Annotated in this window: 20 protein-coding genes and 1 pseudogene; 9 read left to right on the top strand and 12 right to left on the bottom strand. The window is 47.8% G+C overall.

Annotation, left to right across the window (positions count from 1 at the left end; all coding sequences use genetic code 11):
* Nucleotide 1 precedes the first annotated feature (1 nt).
* The 4 genes from galT to RUW00_RS09545 form a co-directional block, all read right to left on the bottom strand.
* Nucleotides 2-1543: a UDP-glucose--hexose-1-phosphate uridylyltransferase gene (gene galT / locus RUW00_RS09560; protein WP_280144716.1), complete on the bottom strand. Its 1542-nt coding sequence runs from the start codon at nt 1541-1543 to the stop codon at nt 2-4.
* Nucleotides 1533-2717, bottom strand: a complete 1185-nt coding sequence (locus tag RUW00_RS09555; RefSeq protein ID WP_280144717.1) for a galactokinase — start codon at nt 2715-2717, stop codon at nt 1533-1535. The genes galT and RUW00_RS09555 overlap by 11 nt, the downstream gene beginning before the upstream one ends.
* 51 nt (nt 2718-2768) lie before the next feature.
* Nucleotides 2769-3155, bottom strand: coding sequence for a GtrA family protein (locus RUW00_RS09550; RefSeq protein WP_025649414.1), 387 nt, complete (start codon nt 3153-3155; stop codon nt 2769-2771).
* 79 nt (nt 3156-3234) lie between these two features.
* Nucleotides 3235-3858 (bottom strand): TetR/AcrR family transcriptional regulator, encoded by a 624-nt coding sequence (locus RUW00_RS09545; protein ID WP_014419191.1) that lies wholly within the window; start codon nt 3856-3858, stop codon nt 3235-3237.
* 334 nt (nt 3859-4192) lie between these two features.
* Here RUW00_RS09545 and RUW00_RS09540 point away from each other — a divergent pair, with 334 nt between their 5' ends.
* The 3 genes from RUW00_RS09540 to RUW00_RS09530 all read left to right on the top strand — a co-directional run bounded on the left by RUW00_RS09540 (nt 4193) and on the right by RUW00_RS09530 (nt 5926).
* Entirely contained in the window at nt 4193-4354 is a 162-nt protein-coding gene (locus RUW00_RS09540; protein WP_003150917.1) for an anti-repressor SinI family protein, read from the top strand.
* Between the two features lie 217 nt (nt 4355-4571).
* On the top strand, nt 4572-5252 hold the full coding sequence (locus tag RUW00_RS09535) for a class I SAM-dependent methyltransferase (protein ID WP_061861650.1): 681 nt from the start codon (nt 4572-4574) through the stop codon (nt 5250-5252).
* Entirely contained in the window at nt 5252-5926 is a 675-nt protein-coding gene (locus RUW00_RS09530) for a glycosyltransferase family protein (protein WP_039063812.1), read from the top strand. Before RUW00_RS09535 ends, RUW00_RS09530 begins: the two co-directional genes overlap by 1 nt.
* A 20-nt stretch (nt 5927-5946) precedes the next feature.
* Here the strand turns inward: RUW00_RS09530 and RUW00_RS09525 are convergent, their stop codons facing one another.
* The 6 genes and pseudogenes from RUW00_RS09525 to cidR all read right to left on the bottom strand — a co-directional run bounded on the left by RUW00_RS09525 (nt 5947) and on the right by cidR (nt 10706).
* Nucleotides 5947-6549, bottom strand: a complete 603-nt coding sequence (locus RUW00_RS09525; protein ID WP_014419194.1) for a DsbA family oxidoreductase — start codon at nt 6547-6549, stop codon at nt 5947-5949.
* An 85-nt stretch (nt 6550-6634) separates the two neighbouring features.
* Nucleotides 6635-7891 carry an iron uptake transporter deferrochelatase/peroxidase subunit gene (efeB, locus tag RUW00_RS09520; RefSeq protein WP_280144718.1) on the bottom strand — a complete coding sequence of 419 codons (1257 nt, stop codon included), beginning with the start codon at nt 7889-7891 and terminating at the stop codon, nt 6635-6637.
* 18 nt (nt 7892-7909) lie between these two features.
* Nucleotides 7910-8229 (bottom strand): annotated as a pseudogene (locus tag RUW00_RS09515) (Efem/EfeO family lipoprotein); the annotation flags it as partial.
* 76 nt (nt 8230-8305) lie between these two features.
* Nucleotides 8306-8980, bottom strand: a complete 675-nt coding sequence (gene thiE / locus RUW00_RS09510; RefSeq protein WP_021494737.1) for a thiamine phosphate synthase — start codon at nt 8978-8980, stop codon at nt 8306-8308.
* Nucleotides 8977-9795, bottom strand: coding sequence for a hydroxyethylthiazole kinase (thiM, locus tag RUW00_RS09505; RefSeq protein ID WP_280144719.1), 819 nt, complete (start codon nt 9793-9795; stop codon nt 8977-8979). The genes thiE and thiM overlap by 4 nt, the downstream gene beginning before the upstream one ends.
* Before the next feature lie 2 nt (nt 9796-9797).
* Nucleotides 9798-10706, bottom strand: a complete 909-nt coding sequence (cidR, locus tag RUW00_RS09500) for a cidABC operon transcriptional activator CidR (protein WP_003150908.1) — start codon at nt 10704-10706, stop codon at nt 9798-9800.
* A gap of 106 nt (nt 10707-10812) precedes the next feature.
* Between cidR and RUW00_RS09495 the strand changes: the two genes are divergently transcribed.
* The 5 genes from RUW00_RS09495 (at nt 10813) to RUW00_RS09475 (ending at nt 13991) form a co-directional block, all read left to right on the top strand.
* Nucleotides 10813-11199: a CidA/LrgA family holin-like protein gene (locus RUW00_RS09495; protein WP_007407725.1), complete on the top strand. Its 387-nt coding sequence runs from the start codon at nt 10813-10815 to the stop codon at nt 11197-11199.
* Nucleotides 11181-11861: a CidB/LrgB family autolysis modulator gene (locus RUW00_RS09490; RefSeq protein WP_007407726.1), complete on the top strand. Its 681-nt coding sequence runs from the start codon at nt 11181-11183 to the stop codon at nt 11859-11861. Before RUW00_RS09495 ends, RUW00_RS09490 begins: the two co-directional genes overlap by 19 nt.
* Before the next feature lie 129 nt (nt 11862-11990).
* Complete coding sequence (locus tag RUW00_RS09485) at nt 11991-12185, top strand: YwbE family protein (RefSeq protein WP_280144720.1); 195 nt, start codon at nt 11991-11993, stop codon at nt 12183-12185.
* A gap of 155 nt (nt 12186-12340) precedes the next feature.
* Nucleotides 12341-13102 (top strand): MerR family transcriptional regulator, encoded by a 762-nt coding sequence (locus RUW00_RS09480; RefSeq protein WP_280145417.1) that lies wholly within the window; start codon nt 12341-12343, stop codon nt 13100-13102.
* Between the two features lie 46 nt (nt 13103-13148).
* Nucleotides 13149-13991, top strand: a complete 843-nt coding sequence (locus RUW00_RS09475) for a DUF2268 domain-containing putative Zn-dependent protease (RefSeq protein WP_315956600.1) — start codon at nt 13149-13151, stop codon at nt 13989-13991.
* Nucleotides 13992-14072: 81 nt separating this feature from the next.
* Here RUW00_RS09475 and RUW00_RS09470 read toward each other — a convergent pair whose 3' ends face one another.
* On the bottom strand, nt 14073-15260 hold the full coding sequence (locus RUW00_RS09470) for a class I SAM-dependent rRNA methyltransferase (RefSeq protein WP_280144722.1): 1188 nt from the start codon (nt 15258-15260) through the stop codon (nt 14073-14075).
* 94 nt (nt 15261-15354) lie between these two features.
* On the opposite strand from RUW00_RS09470, the gene RUW00_RS09465 reads away from it, so the two are divergent.
* Nucleotides 15355-15738: a glyoxalase GlxA gene (locus RUW00_RS09465; protein WP_003150894.1), complete on the top strand. Its 384-nt coding sequence runs from the start codon at nt 15355-15357 to the stop codon at nt 15736-15738.
* A gap of 27 nt (nt 15739-15765) precedes the next feature.
* On the opposite strand, the gene celB is transcribed toward RUW00_RS09465, so the two are convergent.
* Complete coding sequence (gene celB / locus RUW00_RS09460) at nt 15766-17100, bottom strand: PTS cellobiose transporter subunit IIC (protein ID WP_007407728.1); 1335 nt, start codon at nt 17098-17100, stop codon at nt 15766-15768.
* Nucleotides 17101-17260 lie beyond the last annotated feature (160 nt).

Below are 17260 nucleotides of genomic sequence, written 5' to 3'. Positions count from 1 at the left end.
CTTATGGGATGAGGCTTTTTTCCGGTAGAGCGCCCAAATGGCGGATAAACCGCCGGAAAGCCGCTCTGCCTTCTTCTGTCTGTTTAAAGACACCGGCATGCTCCAGTATCCGCGCAAAGGCATGGCCGATTTCCTCTTTCAGAATCTGTTCCGCGTTTTCTTTCGTTACCTTCCGCTTATGCAGCACACTGAGCGCCCAATCTTTATGCTTTGCCGCAGAAGGGTCTGCCGTTAAGACCGCTTCCGGGTCCGGTGAGCACAGCGCTTCAGCCGTGTATTTCATTTCTTGTTCAAGGCGGCCCGGCAGAATCGCAAGCCCCATTACCTCAATCAGTCCGATATTTTCTTTTTTCAGGTGATGAACTTCCTGATGGGGATGAAAAATTCCCAGGGGATGCTCATCAGAGGTGCGGTTATTTCTGAGGACGAGATCTAATCCGAATAAACCGTTTCTCCGCCGGGCAATCGGCGTAATTGTATTGTGCGGTGTTTCTCCTGAAAAGGCGAGGAGATCAGCCGCCTCATCGGAATAACCGCGCCATGCCCGCAGGATGGCATCCGCCGCGCCGGAAAGCTCAGACGCGCTCCCGCTTTGCAGGCGGATGACCGACATCGGCCACTTCACAATTCCCAACACCGTTTTCGGATAGTCAGGCAGCCTGTACCGGCTTTCTGTCTCCGCCCGCGCCATCGGGAATTCATAATTGCCCCCCTGAAAATGGTCGTGGCTTAAAATACTGCCGCCGACAATCGGCAGGTCAGCATTGGAACCGAGAAAATAATGAGGATACTGGCTGACGAACGACAGCAGCCGGTCAAACGTTTTTTTGCTGATCTTCATCGGTTCGTGCCGGTCTTTCAAAACGATGCAATGCTCCCGGTAATACACATACGGAGAAAATTGCAGAAACCACTGCTCATCGCCGAGAATTACCGGAATGACACGAAGGTTTTGACGCGCCGGGTGATCCGGTCTCCCCTCGTACCCGACATTTTCTTTACAAAGAACACATCTCGGATAATCGGATTGAGGCTGCTCTTTGGCAGCGGCAATTGCTTTCGGATCTTTTTCCGGTTTTGAAAGGTTGATCGTGATGTCCAGCTTTCCGTAAGCCGTCTCAGCCGTCCACCCGACATTCCGCTGTATTCTGTCCGAACGGATATAATACATATCCTCTGAAAATCGGTAAAACGCCTTTGTCGCCTGCTCCGGCCCGTGCACCGCCTTTGTTTCTTCAAAACGACGGACAATCTCGGACGGCTGCGGGGCAAAGCAGCCCATGATCTTCGCGCTCAGCAGGTCGCGATAGGTGTCTGTATCGGCTGCAATCCGGCCCGTTTCTGCCGCCCATTCATAAATCGGGGCCAATATGTCCGGCAATGATGCCGCCGATTCATTTTCTTTCTGTTCTGAAACCTCCGGATGGGTGATATGCAAAGCTTCATATAAACGGTTTCTTGTATATTCAATATCAAGATAGGAAATCAGCTCTTTTTGCAATCCGTACCGGATTAAACGTTCCACGTGCCGCTCAATTGCCATCGTCATCCCCCTTTAGTTCTCTCGCTCCGGCTCCGACATCCGCCGTGTAAAAGTCAGCTTTTCTCCCTGTCTTCTCCTCATAGCGGGCCCCTGCCGTTTCAATAAAATCCGAAACCGCATCGTCCTTGACGATACTGACTGTACAGCCGCCGAAACCGGCTCCCGTCATCCTTGATCCGATCACCCCGCCGTGGCGCCAGGCCGCTTCAGCCAGTGTATCCAGCTCATGACTCGTCACCTCGTAATCATCGCGTAAAGAGAGATGCGAATCCCTCATTAATTCACCGATATGATGAAGCTGATTGTTACTGAACATGTCGGCGGCCTCTATTGTGCGGTGATTTTCATAGACGGCGTGTTTCGCCCGGCGTCTGTTCACTTCATTCTGAATCAGCTCCGCATGGGCGTCAAAAGCGGAAGGGGTCAGCTCTCCCAGTGATTGAACGGAAAGATGCTTCTGAAGATCACAAAGCGCCTCCCCGCACTCCTTGAGCCTCGTATTATAGCCTGAGTCTGCAAGCGTTCGTTTTTTATTGGTATTTGCAATAACGATCGACAGCCCCGACAGCCCGAGTTTTGTATATTCAAAGCTGAGCGTCCCGCAATTCAGCAGAATCGCATGATGTTTCTTTCCCATTCCGATGGTGAATTGATCCATCATTCCGCAGCTGACGCCGATAAAGGAATTTTCCGCCGACTGAGCGAGCTTCACCAAGTCGAGCATATCCGCCTCAAGCTCATGGCATTCCTTGAGAATGACCGCCGTAACAAGTTCAATGGAAGCCGAAGATGACAGCCCCGCGCCGTTCGGGATGTTTCCCCAGAACACAATATCGAAGCCGTGCGGAAGGGAAAAACCGCTGCCGAGACATTCCGCCATGACCCCTTTCGGATAGTTGGCCCACCCGTCCTCTTTTTGATAGCGGATATCATCGAGACTGCATTCCTTTATGCCCGCTTCCTTAAAATGATGAGAGTACATTCTGACGAGCCTGTCCTCTCTCTCCCGGACGGCTGCATATGTACCGATCGTCAGCGCGCACGGAAAGACGTGGCCCCCGTTATAATCCGTATGCTCTCCGATGAGATTCACTCTGCCGGGCGCAAAGAAAATGCGCAGGTCCTCCGATTCCCCGAATACATCAGCAAACGCTTTCTTTATTTTGTGCTTCATACGCATCCCCTTTCACCATTACACTTTCCCCCGGGGCGCGGAAAGAAACCGTTATGACACGCCCTCTTCTTTCGCTTTTCTGAAGACAATCCACTTGCTGGCCGCATAGTTGACGACTACGATAATGACGTTATCGGCGATTTTCGCCAACGTTTCGTTCATATGAAATTGACTGACCAGAAGAATCATCATGGCGAGATCGATGGCGAGAGACAATACCCGCACGCTGAAAAAGGCCGTCAATTCTTTCATCAGACTCCGCATCCCCGCGGTCTTTTGCTGAAATACATACAGTTTATTCGTGACATATGCAAATAGAACGGACAGAACCCAAGCAGCGACAGTCGCCGCCTTATAATCCATCTCAAATGCCGACGTCAGAATGTAAAAACTGACGATATTCACGATGGTCGTGAATATCCCCATAATGATATACATCATAATTTCTCTGTAACGCATGGCAGTTCCTCGCTTTCTGAAAGACTTTTCTAAACCTTTTGTCAAATCAAGAAGAACGTTACCCTGATTTTCTGCCGCTGACAAAAACATAAAGCGCGTCAAACATGCTGCGGAAAGTAACCGGCCTTCCCAGCACATTGGATTGCTTAATCATCCCGTCGATGAGCGCGCACATCATTTTAGCGGTATGCTCGGTATCTATATGGTCTTCTATTAAATTTCTCGATTTGAGCCAATTTATGTACATGGTGCTTTCTTCTATCCATAACTTATAAAGACGGATATAAGCTTCATATTCACTGACGACTTTGTAAGTAGGCATATGAACGGCAAAAGACACAACATTCCAGGCAGGCTTGCTGTTTACAAACCGCATCAACAGGCTGGCCGCGCTTGCCGCAGCTTCACAAAGCGTCAACGGCCGCGCGGTTTGCTTTTCTAATTCGTCGAGATAGCCGGTGATGATCCTTTTTTTAATCTGACGCCTGTCTAATAAATGCTTCAGAAAATCTTCCTTGCTTTCAAAATGAACGTAAAACGCGCCTTTGCTGAAACCCGCCGCTTTACTGATGTCATCGATTGAGACTGAATCGTAAGCTCTTTCAATCAGGAGATGAAGGCCTGCGTCAATAAAACTTTCAAATGTTTCTTCTCTCTTAATTTGAAATTTGTTTTTTTTCATTTTTTACCCCAGCTGTTTGATCATTCACTTTATCTTACACCGAATCATTCTTTTGCGGTATTTTTTATGCAAAAAGAATATGCTAGTCGACGCTTTGAGGGTAAATGTTAATAGGTCATATGATTTATTTTTATTTGCATACTATCCAGTCAGTATTTATTTGTTTATTATTATATGTAAGAATTCTTGAAGGATTTGGTTATTTCAGTCATTTTCTTAGGGAATAGGTAGGTGAATTCATCTTCAATTTGGGATTACCGGCCAACTATGTGTGATATTTGTTATACATTGGCTGCTGTAGCTGGGCAAATCAATTTTTCAATTGGAGGTTCTTATGAAAACTCATGTAATGAAAGATATAGATCAAGATTGGCAATTGTTAATTCAAGAGGCTAGAATCATGGGTTTGCACATTGACGATGTGAGGCGCTTCTTAAATACTGAAAAAGCGGTGAAGAAAAAAACACCAATGAAAAACACCATCCGCCAGCGGTAAGATTTACAGGCGGATCCTTTTACTATATGACCTGCCACAGTCCGCCCGCACCCGAGTTTTCAAAGGAACATCCGCAATAAGAGGGGAATCAGAGAACAAACCGTATACCGGACAACCATTCCCGTCCGCATTCCGCAATTGAACAGCCAAACATGGTGATATGAGATCCCCCCGCTGCATATCTTGTGTATATGCCCATTTATGAGGTGATACACAGATGGATACGAATCCCTATTATGATGAAAAACAACAGAACTACTACGAAGGCCTGAATCCTTATTTATTGAACAAAATAGACGAAAACTGGCGGACAGTGCTTGATGTCGGCTGCGGCACAGGCAATTTAGGAGCGGCGATCGAAGACCGCGGAATAACGGTTTACGGCATTGAAGCGTATCCCGAAGCCGCAAAAAAGGCGGAAAGCAAATTGAGCCACGTGCTTTGCGGCGACATTGAATCCGCCATTCTTCCGTACGATTCAGAGCAATTCGACTGCATGCTGTTCGGAGACGTTCTTGAGCATCTTATCGACCCGTGGTCCGTGCTGAAAAAGCTTCGTCCTTATGTAAAAAAAGACGGCACGGTGCTTGCATGCATACCGAATGTCGGCCACATCTCAGTGGTGCTGGAGCTTTTAGCCGGCAAATGGACTTACAGTGACGCCGGATTAATGGATCAGACCCACCTGCGTTTTTTTACCCGGGAAGAGATGCTTTCATTATTTAAAGCCGCCGGTTATGAGGTGAAACGCATTGAGGCGATCCGCGTTGATCACCCCACTTATCACAAAGCCATCGCATCATTGCACGAAGTATGCGTACAGCTTGGCATAAGGCATGACTTTATGACAGAAGCATCGGCCTATCAATATGTGATTGAGGCCGAGAGGAGCATGTAATGGATTCACATTCGTTTCTGTTTGTCGTCTGTGTGAATGACGAGTCGCTGTACTCCCGGTGCAAAAGCCATATCATGCAACTTACCGTCCCCCCTTCATACTCCGTTGATATCATGCCGATATACGATTCAGCAAGCATGGCCTCGTCTTACAACAAAGCGCTGAGACACCCCTCCAAATATAAAATTTATCTGCATCAGGATACCTTTATCATTCATCAGCATTTCCTTCATGACATGCTTCATATCTTTCAATCTCATCAGGAGCTCGGCCTTCTCGGTGTCGCCGGCTGCAAAACCCTGCCGCCGAACGGCATTTGGTGGGAAAGCGGAGAGCGGATGGGAAAAGTGATTGAATACCGGGGGAATGCTTATCATCCGCTGGACTTTGAGCACGGTGATGAAGACGGCCTGTTTACGCCCGCTGACGCCATTGACGGCTTGTTAATGGCGGCTCAATATGACGTGGAGTGGCGGGAGGATTTGTTTCGCGGCTTTCATTTTTATGACACATCACAGTCGCTTGAATTTCAAAAACACGGCTATCAAGTCGGCGTCGCCTGCCAGAAAGACCCTTGGTGCCTCCATTTTTGCGGCGACTCATTTGACGCCGCGGCATATGAAGCGGACAGACAAACATTTGTCAAGCACTATATGGCAAAGCCCTCTCGCTGATCGAGAGGGCTTTTTACGGGTTAACGTTTATTCAGTTCCCGCTCAATGATTTGTTCAAAGGTTTCCTTTCCCGCCGCGCCAGGGATTCTCTCATCGCCGATGATAAACGTCGGCACTGCCGTAATGCCGGCTTCCTCATAAGCATGGCGGAGCGCTTCCTGCTGTACGTGTCTGTACGCTCTTGTCTCAAGCGCCTCTTTGAAGGCAGCACCGTCAAGTCCGGCTTCTTCCGCAAGCTTTGTCAGCACGCCAACGTCACCGATATTTTGTTCTTCCTGAAAGAACGCCTGAAAAACGCGTGTATGGTATTCGCTTCCTTTCCCATGTTCCTTTGCGAAATGAAAGCCTTCAAATGCCAAATCCGTGTAAGGATGCGGTGACACGCGGGGGAACGTGATGTCAACGCCTAACGACTGCGCCATCGGCTCAATGGAGTTTTTCCACATCTGCCGCTTGGCGGGATCATTCACCGGATCAAGTTTCGGCGAGGGGCTCGGACGCAATTCAAACGGCATCCATTCCACCTGTACGTCCTTGTCCTTGATTGCTTCTTCAAACGCCGCTTTGCCGACAAAGCAAAACGGACATACATAATCAGAATATACTTTAATCTGCAGTGTCATTGTAAGTCTCCTTTCCTATTCATTTTAAGATGTAACACATATAGTTACAAGTGTTTTTTTAAAAACACCCTCCATATGGAAGGTGTCACGATTCCAGCAGCCTTTGGGCGATATATTCTCCTTTTTTACAGCCGCCGGGACAGGCGAATAAGGAAGAGCCGATCGTTTGTGTGTATTCATTCAGCGCATCCTTTGCCGCCAAAGCCTTCAGCATCGGGACAAATTGGCGGTCCGGGTCTTTTTGAAAGCAGATAAACAGCAGGCCTGCGTCAACATAGCCCGTCTTCGGATCAATTCCGTCCGTATAGGAAAATGCCCGGCGCAGAATCTGTCTGCCGGTTGATTTTGCCACGCTGACATGCGAGTCGGCGGGAATTTGATTCAGCTTCACGGGATCGGTTTCCTTTTTTTGTCCGAAAGGCGCGCCCGAGCTTTTCACCCGCCCGAACGTGTCCTCTTGTTCCTTCAAGGATGAACGGTCCCATATATCTAAAAACATCTTAATTTTCCTAAACGCCATGTACGTGCCGCCCGTCATCCAGTCCGGCTCCCCTGATTGAACCCAAACGATCGAATTCATCAGGTTTTCATCCTTCGTGCTTTGGTTGCCGGTGCCGTCTTTGAATCCGAAGAGGTTGCGCGGTGTTTCTCCGTTTTTCCCGCCGCTTAAGAAACCTTTATTGAGAAAGCGGACTTCGCACACCCCCGATGCCTGTTTCATCAGGTTGCGCACCGCGTGAAACGCCGTTTGTTCATTATCCGCGCAGACCTGTATGACGATATCACCGCCGCCTTGTTCCTTATCGAGCTTGTCGTTAGGCATCGGCGGAATATCGGCGAGGTGCTTCGGTTTTTTATCCTTCAGTCCGAAGCGGTCTTTCCCGTCTTTCTCGAAAAACCCGGGGCCGAAGCCGAAGGTAACGGTCAAATTCGCCGGTGCCAGATCCTGCGACTCCCCGGTATCCTGCGGAGGCATATCTTTATTTTTCTGTTCGCCCGACGGGACGGCGCCTGAAGTCAGCAGCTGCGTCAGGCTTGTCCAATGTTTGAAAAGGGAGATGACATCGGCTTTGTCGCTTGACATGACATCAAGCGCCGCAAAATACACATACGTCTGATGCGCCGTTGTGATTCCTGCTTGGTGCTTTCCGTAAAAAGGAACGATTTGATCACGATCCCTTTTTTCATCATTCTTCTTTGAAGCGGTGGCCGCCGGTTTGAAGAGCGGCGCGAGTCCTCCGAGGCCGCTCGCTCCGACAGCAACGGCGGCGCCCGCGACGGCGCCCCACTTCAGGACATCCCGTCTGTGGATCTGTTTTTCCTTGTTATGTTCATCGCTCATGCTGTGTCTTAACTCCTTTTAAAGCACATCGGCAATCTTCGACATGGTTTCAGAAAGGGCCGTCAGCTTCGTGCTTATCTCTCTGATTTGATCTGTACTTAATGTATCACAGGACGTATACGATTGATCGCACGTTTTGTATTTCGACATCAAAACTTCAAATTCGCTGAATTCCGCATTAAGTTTTTCCGTGACCTCGAAATGATCTCTCACTGCGCGCTTTTCACTGTTTTATAGAGGGCTTTTGAGCCTTCGGCGCCGACGGTGATTGGTTCAGGCGTCACTTTGAGCGAAACGATAGAGCCATCAAACGCTTCGGTCGATATTGCAAGCTGATTGCCCTGTTCTTGACATACGGCTTATATTCTCCAAGGTCCGTCACTGCCTTTTTGCGCACACAGAAAAAGGGCCGCCCTATCGGGACAGCCCTGCTTTGGAGTGCTGAATTTCCTCTGAAAACTTGCGCGCCGCCGCTTTTGGATCTTCGGCTTGGCTGATGGCGCTGATCATGCTGACGCCGTCTGCACCCGCTTCAATGACGGGCGCCGCGTTGTCAGCCGTAATGCCGCCGATTCCTACAATCGGAATGGTGATGCCCTGACGCCGCACCTCTTCAATCAATGTAACGCCCTGCACAGCTTCAGCATCTTTTTTTGTTTCGGTCGGATAGACCGGGCCCATTCCGACGTAATCGGCTCCGGCTTCTTCCGCCCGCTTCACCTCGGAGACGTTATGTGCTGACACACCGAGAATCATATCGCCGATTGCCGCTCTCGTTTCTTCGGCGTCTGCGTCATCCTGTCCGATATGCACTCCGTCCGCCTCAAGACGCAAGGCCAATTCGACATCATCATTAATGATGAAAGGAATCCCGGCCTGCCTGCAGACATCCTGCACCTGCTTCGCGAACAGGACACGTTCATCCCCTGTTAAAGAACCGCTCCCCTTTTCCCGAAATTGAAAAAGCGTAGCGCCGCCCTCAATGGCTTTTTTTACCACAGAAACGGGGTCTGCGCTTGTATTGTTTGATCCCATAATAAAATAAACCGATAACATATCCTTCATCATTTCCCGAGAAATACGCGTCATTTTTCTGTCACCCTTTCAATTGCAGCAAGCTCGGCCGCTTCTTGTTCGGAGATGCTTGCCAGCTTGTTTAAAAGCTCAATCTGGAAGCTGCCCGGCCCCTTATGGGAGGTGTCCAAAGCGGCAAGCTGAGCGGCGCTTCCGTATACAGAAACGGCTGAAACGGCCGCTTGCAGAACGTCCTGCCCCGCTGCGCAGAAGGCTCCGATTACAGACGTCAGCAGGCATCCCGCCCCCGTCACCTTCGTCAGCAGTTTATCACCGTTATGTACGGCGTATGTGCCGGTGCCGTCGGAGATGACGTCGGTTTTTCCGGTAATTGCAATGACCGTCTTCATCCTGCTTGCAGCCGTCTTAGCGAGCTGAACCACATCTCCTCCGGCTTCCCCCGCATCCACGCCTTTTATCTTCCAATCAGGGGCGCCGGCAATATTGGCGATTTCCGCGGCATTTCCGCGAATGACGGACAAGCGGACCTCCTGTATGATCTTGCTGGCTGATGCCGTCCGAAACGGCGTGGCGCCGGCGCCTACCGGATCAAAAATGACCGGAACACCGTTTTCATTGGCCGATTTTCCGGCTGCGATCATAGCTTCAACCGACGCCGAACTGAGGGTGCCTATATTCAGGACGAGCGCTCCTGCGATTTTCGCCATGTCGGCGGCCTCCTCAATTGCATAAGCCATAACGGGCGATGCGCCGAGCGCGAGCAGTCCGTTAGCGGTGAAGTTCGTGACGACATTATTGGTGATACTGTGAACGAGCGGGTTTTGATCCCGCACTTTACTCAAGTGTTGAGCTGCGGTTTGTGCGTCCATGCTTAATCATCCTTTTTTCTCTTTTTCGGATTCCATAAATACGATTTCGTATGCTCCAGCCAGGCTCTGGCGGCAAAGGACATATAGCGGTCTTTCCGCCAAATGATGGCTAAATGCCACGGAATGACCGGATGAACGAGCGGAATGGTTCTGACTTTGTCAGGATCAAGACCGCGGCAGATTCTTTCCGGCAAAAGGCCGATACCGAGATTGGCCGATACCATTTCGCTGATAAAGTCCCACTGTGACGTTTCATAAATGACGTGCGGCCTGAATCCGGCTTTCACGCATTCCGTCATAATTCGATTATGAAGGACAAAATCCTCCCTGAAAAATATGAACGGCTCTTCTTTCAATTCGTGAAGACTGCATTCTTTCTCGTCAGCGAGCCGATGTGACGGATGGACGACGAGCATAAGGGTTTCCTTGACGATTGTGAACGTATGAAAAATTTCTTCATTCGCGGGAAGCACGACGACCCCGATATCAAGCGAGCCGTCCTCCACCCCTTGCTGCACTTTAATAGAGCCGTCCTCAACAAGCTGAAACGTCACATCGGGATATGTGACGCGGAAGTCACCGAGCACTCTCGGGAAAAAGCCGGACCCGATCATCGGCGGAAGACCGATGCGGACGTGCCCTTTCTTCACTTCCATAATATCATTCAGCTCTGACGTCAGGTTTTGGAATGACTTTGTGATTTCCTGCGCCTGCACATACATGCTCTGCCCGGCGTCAGTCAGTTCAACTTGCCGGCCATTGCGGTAAAACAGCTTAATGCCGAGCTCCGTCTCCAGGTTTTTAATCATTTTTGAGATTGTCGGCTGTGAAACATACAGCGACTGTGAAGCCTTCGTAAAGCTTTTCAAACGGGCCACTTCCAAGAAATACGTTAAGTGCCGGATATCCATTACATTTCATCCTTTCTATAGACAAAAGGAATACACATTATTCTTTATATGTATTTTACCTATAGCAAAACCTTCTGTACAATATAAATATAAGGGAGGCATCATTATGAAAAAATTGCTGCTTACCGTTATTCAAATCGCTCTGCTGTTTATATTTGCGCGTCTGATCAATTGGGTCACGGCGGCTCTTCATATAAATATTCCCGGCAGTATAATCGGGATTGTGATTCTTTTCACATTATTGCATTTCAAGATTATCAAACTTGAATGGATTGAGCTTGGCGCAGCATGGCTCCTCGGTGAGCTGCTGCTGTTTTTCATCCCGTCTGCCGTCGGAGTGATTGAATACGGAGATATTATGTCTAAATTCGGCGTAAGCATTTTACTTGTCGTCGTCATCAGCACATTTGTCGTGATGGTTTCAACAGGTACGCTTACACAGCTGATAGCAAAAAGAAAGGAGAAAAAACAAACGTGTTCATCGGAATCATAAGTTTATTCTTAACTGTCTTAGTATATTTGGGCGCGAAAAAACTCTACACTCGTTTTCCGCGGGTGTATACGTCGCCGCTTCTGATTACGCCCGCTGTTTTGGTCGTACTGCTGCTTCTTGTCAATGTCCCGTATCAGACATACAATCTCGGCGGCGGACTGCTGACCGATATGCTTCAGCCGGCAACAGTGGCGTTCGCCATCCCGCTTTATAAATATTTCCCGATTTTAAAGAAATACGCCGTGGAAATTATTTTGAACGTAGCGGTCGGTTCATGTATCGCCATTCTGTCAACGGCCTTTATCGCCAAATGGTTCCATCTCGGCAGCAGCTTAGTCGACAGTCTCGTGCCGCGATCCGTGACGACGCCGATTGCCATGAACGTTTCAGAAATGATCGGCGGGATGCCGGCCGTTACAGCGGTTTTCGTCATTTTAACGGCTTTATTGGGAACGATCATCGGGCCGATGGTCATCCGCTATTTCCGCATTGATAACGAAATTGCCCGGGGCGTGCTGCTCGGAACCAGCGCGCACGGAGCGGGAACATCTAAAGCATTTGAGCTCAGCTCCGTATCAGGAACGATCTCAAGCGTGTCCATGATTCTCGCCGCGATTATGACACTGTGCGCGGCCCCGATTTTGCTTTCGTTTATGTCATAAAAGACTGCTCCTTACAGAGCGGTCTTTTTTTATTTGCTATGAAGGATTGATTTGTCTGTCCTTCATAAAAAGACGAAAACACGATATGATAAGATATGAAGTGAAAAGACTGAAGAACGGATGTGTCATATGAACGGCCAGCAGCGAAGCAGCATCAGAAAAGGACTTGAAGTCGATATCGTCCTGAAAGCCGATCAGCGTTCAGGAAAGCTGACAAGAGGAATCGTGAAGGATATTTTGACGAACTCAAGCTTCCACCCGCGCGGCATTAAGGTCCGCCTTGAAGACAGGCGAATCGGCCGGGTCCAGCACATTATTGAATAGAAAAAAGCCGGAGCTTCACGCCCGGCTTTTTTTCTTTAATTTCAGCAATGAAATCCTCATATGTTCTCCCTTTATATACAAAAAATCTTTATCCAACTATTGACTCTTACGCTGCGTAATACTTTAGAGTAGCCATTAAGGAGGCGGCAAACGTGATGGGTATGAAAGTAAAAGAGGTAGCTGAACTGATTGGAGTAAGCATACGTACTCTCCATCATTACGATCAAATTGGATTATTGACTCCTCAGGAAACGACCGATTCCGGTTATCGGCTTTATTCTGAAGAGAATCTTGAACAGCTGCAGCAGATACTATTTTTCAAGGAGCTCGATTTCTCCTTAAAAGAGATTAAAGAAATCATTAATAGTCCTTCATTTAACCGGAGGGAGGCATTACTTTTACAAAAGAAAATGTTGATTGAGAAACGGAATAGAGTCGATAAGATGATTGCAACCATCGATAAATCAATCAAACATATGATGGGAGAGATTTGCATGACGAACAAAGAGCGGTTTGAGGGAATGAACTTCAATCATAATCTTTATGAACAAGAAGCTCGCAAACGGTGGGGTGATCAACCTGTCGATAAGGTAAATATTAGATTGAAAAACATGACTGATGGTGAGCAAAAAGATTTATCTGATAAGTGGACTGCAATGTTCAATAAATTTGCACTCCTTATTAACCAATCTCCCAAGTCCCCAGACGTACAAACAGCTATCAAAGAGTGGTTTGATTTTCTCAATGAAAATTTTGGTGAATATTCTTTTGATGCCTTTTACGGATTAGGTCAACTCTATATCGAAGATAAACGCTTCACTAAGAACATCGACCGGTATGGTGAAGGGTTGGCGAAGCTCATGAGTGATGCCATTACAATTTATATAGATAACCAAAAAAAGGGTGGTACCCATTAAAATCATTATCGAGGATACAATTGGGCAATACGAAACGTTATTTTCAATGATTGAAAATAGAGAAGATTATTATCGGTATTCAATGATGAAACCTTTTGAAGATATGTGGAAAAAGATGAATGTTCCCTTAAAGGCAAAGGAACCTAACGGATATGATGTAATCATGGCTGCAAATATGCTGGGCTATCTGAGCATATTTGATACGGAAACCGGAAGAAAAGCATTAGAGAATCTAAAAGAAATTCAAGCTCTTCAAATTGCATATGACACTTTAACTCATTGTGTAGAATTTATCAAACAAAACCGCTTAAAAATAAATGCTGATGAAATAAGGTTTGGGATGTATCTGGCTAATCAAAAAAAGCTTGAGTTACATAGAGGGTATTGTGGATTCGGAGGAATTCCGGGATTTATTCAAGTTTCAATATTCCCCAATTCATATAACATACCGAGACTGCCTGCTGTAATCGCACATGAATTTCATCATAATATTCGTTTTTCGTATTTCAATTGGGATTATGGGAACGTAACGGTTGGCGATTACTTAATTATAGAGGGGCTGGCAGAATCGTTTGCCAAAGAACTTTACGGAGAAGCTCTATTAGGTCCCTGGGTTACTTCTTTTGAAAAAGAAGACTTAGAATACTCAAAAGAAATCATCAAAGACTCATTAAATGTGAAAGGGTTTGCTGAGGTCAGCAGTTACATGTTTGGTGACACCTTTGCAGCCGAACAAGGTTATCAGCCTGTCGGCTTATCACCGTTTGCCGGTTATGCGGTTGGCTACCAAGCGGTGCAATCCTTCATGAAAGCCAACAATGTGGGCATTAGTGAGGCCACTTTACTTGGCACAGATGAGATACTAAGAAATAGCGGGTTGTTTCTTTAAGAATGAAGATTATTTTATCCCGTATTAAAGCGATGGAAGAGGGTTTTCTTTTCCCCTCTTTCCACGCTATAAATGATCATCCTATTTTTTCCGCAAGAAAACAACCTTCAAATAATTCCCTTCTTTAAACGCGGGAATCGTTTTGAAATCTTCCGGAAGCATATATTCTTCCAAAATGTCGTAACGCTCATTTGTTTCTTTAAAGGCGGTCTCTATAAAGCCTTTAAATTTCTTCATATTGAAGGCGCTGCTGTTTGTCGAAGCGATGATGATGCCGTTTTTTGCAGTGATGGCGATCGTTTCCTTCAGCAGGTTTTTATAATCTTTCGCCGCGCTGAACGTCCGTTTTTTTGTGCGCGCAAAAGAAGGCGGATCAAGGATGATGAGGTCAAACTCCAGCCCTTTTTTCGCCGCATAGCCGAAGTATTTGAAAACATCCATGACCTTAATGTCATGCGCCTCATAATCAATTCCGTTGGCGCTGAACTGTTCAATCGTTTTTGCGAGACTGCGGTTGGCGACATCGACGCTGGTCGTTTTCTCAGCTCCGCCAAGCGCCGCCGCAACGGAAAATGCCCCCGTATAAGAGAACGTATTCAGCACCCGTCTGCCGTTTGCATACTTATCCCGAATCGCTTTGCGCACATGACGCTGGTCTAAGAAAATGCCCGTCATCGCCCCATCGTTTAAATCCACCGCGTACCGTATGCCGTTTTCTTGAACAATGACCGGAAAATCTCCTCTTTCGCCTTTGACAAAATCGTCGTCTTCCACGTATTGCCCGGCCGTATCGAATCGTTTCTTTTCATAGATCGCTTTATAAGAAAGCTCCAGTCCGTCAATCGCCTCAATCATGCTGTCCTTATAAGCGTAAATGCCTTTACTGTACCATTGAATCAGCAGATAACCGTCATAAAAGTCAATCGTGACGCCGCCGATGCCGTCGCCCTCACCGTTGAAAAGCCGGAACGCCGTCGTATCGGGCGCCTTAAACAGATGGGCTCTTGCTTCAGCCGCTTTTTTCAGCTTGTCCAGAAAGAAACGTCCGTCGATCCGTTCATCTCTCGCGCGGGACAGCACCCAGCCGACTCCTTTATTCTGCAAACCGTAATAGCCTTTTCCGATAAACTCACCCTTCTCGGATGTCACATCAAAAAGATCGCCCTCTGTTAAATGAACCGAGCTTCCGGACAGAGCGTCTTTTTCAATCAGGGGGAATCCTTTTTTCAGCTTTCCGGCAAATGTATCTTTCACTGTAAGTAGCTTCATTGTGCATTCCTCTTTCGTTTTGCTTTCTCTTATCGTACCATAAAACATGATCAACACCGCATTGTCCCGAAAAATTCAAAACAGGGGGAAAACCATGACAGCCAAAAGAATCGACCATACAGGCATTATGGTCAAAGATATTGAAACATCCATCGCCTTTTACCAAGACGTTCTCGGTATGCAGTTAAAGGATCGTATCACTCATACGAACGGCATTATTGAACTTGCCTTTCTCGGCTTTCAAGAAGGGCCGGAGACGGAAATTGAGCTGATCCAGGGCTACAGCAGCGAGCTTCCCGCAGAAGGAAAAGTTCACCATGTCGCTTTATTGACTGAAGATATTGCGGCGGAGTTCACACATGCAAAGCGTCAGGGCGCCGTATTCATTGATGAAGAAATCACGACGCTTCCGAACGGGTACCGCTACTTTTACATTGAAGGACCTGACGGCGAATGGATCGAATTTTTCCAGCGTTAAAAAAACGGGCGAAGGCGCCCGTTTTTTTTATGTTTCTTCTGTGACGTTTTGTTCCGCCGCCCGTTCCTCTCTCCATTTTTGAAGATCCCAAATTCGGAAAAACGGATAATAGATGATAAATGTAATCAGGAGATTGATCAGCTGCATGACCGAACCGGAGATTTTCCCGCCCGTCGCCAAATAACCGGATATCAGCGGCGGCATCGTCCACGGCACGGCGATTCCCGCCGGTTTTGCCACCATCCCCGTGCTCATCCCGATGTACGTCGCCGTAATGGTCAAGAGCGGCGCAATGATAAAGGGCACGATTAACAGCGGATTCATGACGAGCGGCATCCCGAAAATAATCGGTTCGTTAATGTTAAAAATCGCGGGCCCGATGCCGAGACGGCCGAGCTGTTTCATCTGTTTGCTTCTGGAGCGCACAAGCATGGTCAGCACAAGGGCAAGCGTCGCTCCGCTTCCGCCGACATTAATCCATATTTGAAAGAACTGTGTCGTAAAAATGCTCGGCAGCGCTTCTCCCGCCTGAAAAGCCAAACGGTTGGCGTCCATCGCCCCGTACCAGATCGGCGACATGACGCCGCCGATAATGGACGCGCCGTGTATGCCGCACGACCAAAGCAGCATTTGCACGAATTCGGCGATAAGACTTCCGCCGAGACTCCCGCCCAAAATAGACAGCGGGGTGCCCAGCAGATCGCCTACGACATTGTGGAGGCTTTTAAAAGGAGTTATTTCAATAAACAGACGGGCCAGCCATACAAGCGTAATAATAATGAAACCGGGGATGAGCGCAACGAACGATTTGCTGACCGCAGGCGGCACTCCGTCAGGCATCTTAATAACGATATTTCTTTGTATGATAAACCGGTACACTTCCGTAGACAGCATTGCAATGATCATCGCGACAAACAGACCTTTGCTTCCGAGCAGCGAAATCGGAATGCCGCCTCCCACCATAATCTCTGTTGCCGAGCCGTCAGGAATAAACGGAATCTGATACGGCGTCGCCAATAAAAAGGCGGCAAGGGCAATGGCTCCCGACGACAGGGCATCCACCTCATAGCTTTCCGCAAGCCGGTAGGCAATCCCAAAGGCGGCGACAAGCGCCATAATGTCAAAGGACGCATTCACGGGATACCCGAGCTTTTCAACCCAATTTTCACCGAAAAGACCAGCCATAAAATCGGCATAACCGGGAATCGGAAGACTCGTCAGAATCAGAAAAACCGATCCGATGATGATAAGCGGCATAGTCAGAATAATGCCGTCCCGCAAAGCTCTTAAGTGCCTTTGGCCGGCGACTTTTCCGGCGACAGGCATGATTTTTTCTTCCATGACCCGATTGAACGTACTCATTTATCAAAAACCCCCTTTTTGAGTTCATTGCGCAGATGTCTTAAAGCATTTTCTCCATCATATTTTGGAAACGCTTACATTTGCATACAGAAATTTTCCTTATCCCTCAGGAAAAAAAGAATTCCGCACTGCCGATATATAAAGAAAAAGGGGGAATTGC

The organism is Bacillus sp. IS1 (genome assembly GCF_032461585.1).
GTDB classification, from domain to species: Bacteria; Bacillota; Bacilli; order Bacillales; family Bacillaceae; genus Bacillus; species Bacillus velezensis.
This window is presented reverse-complemented; position numbering and strand designations above follow the sequence as displayed.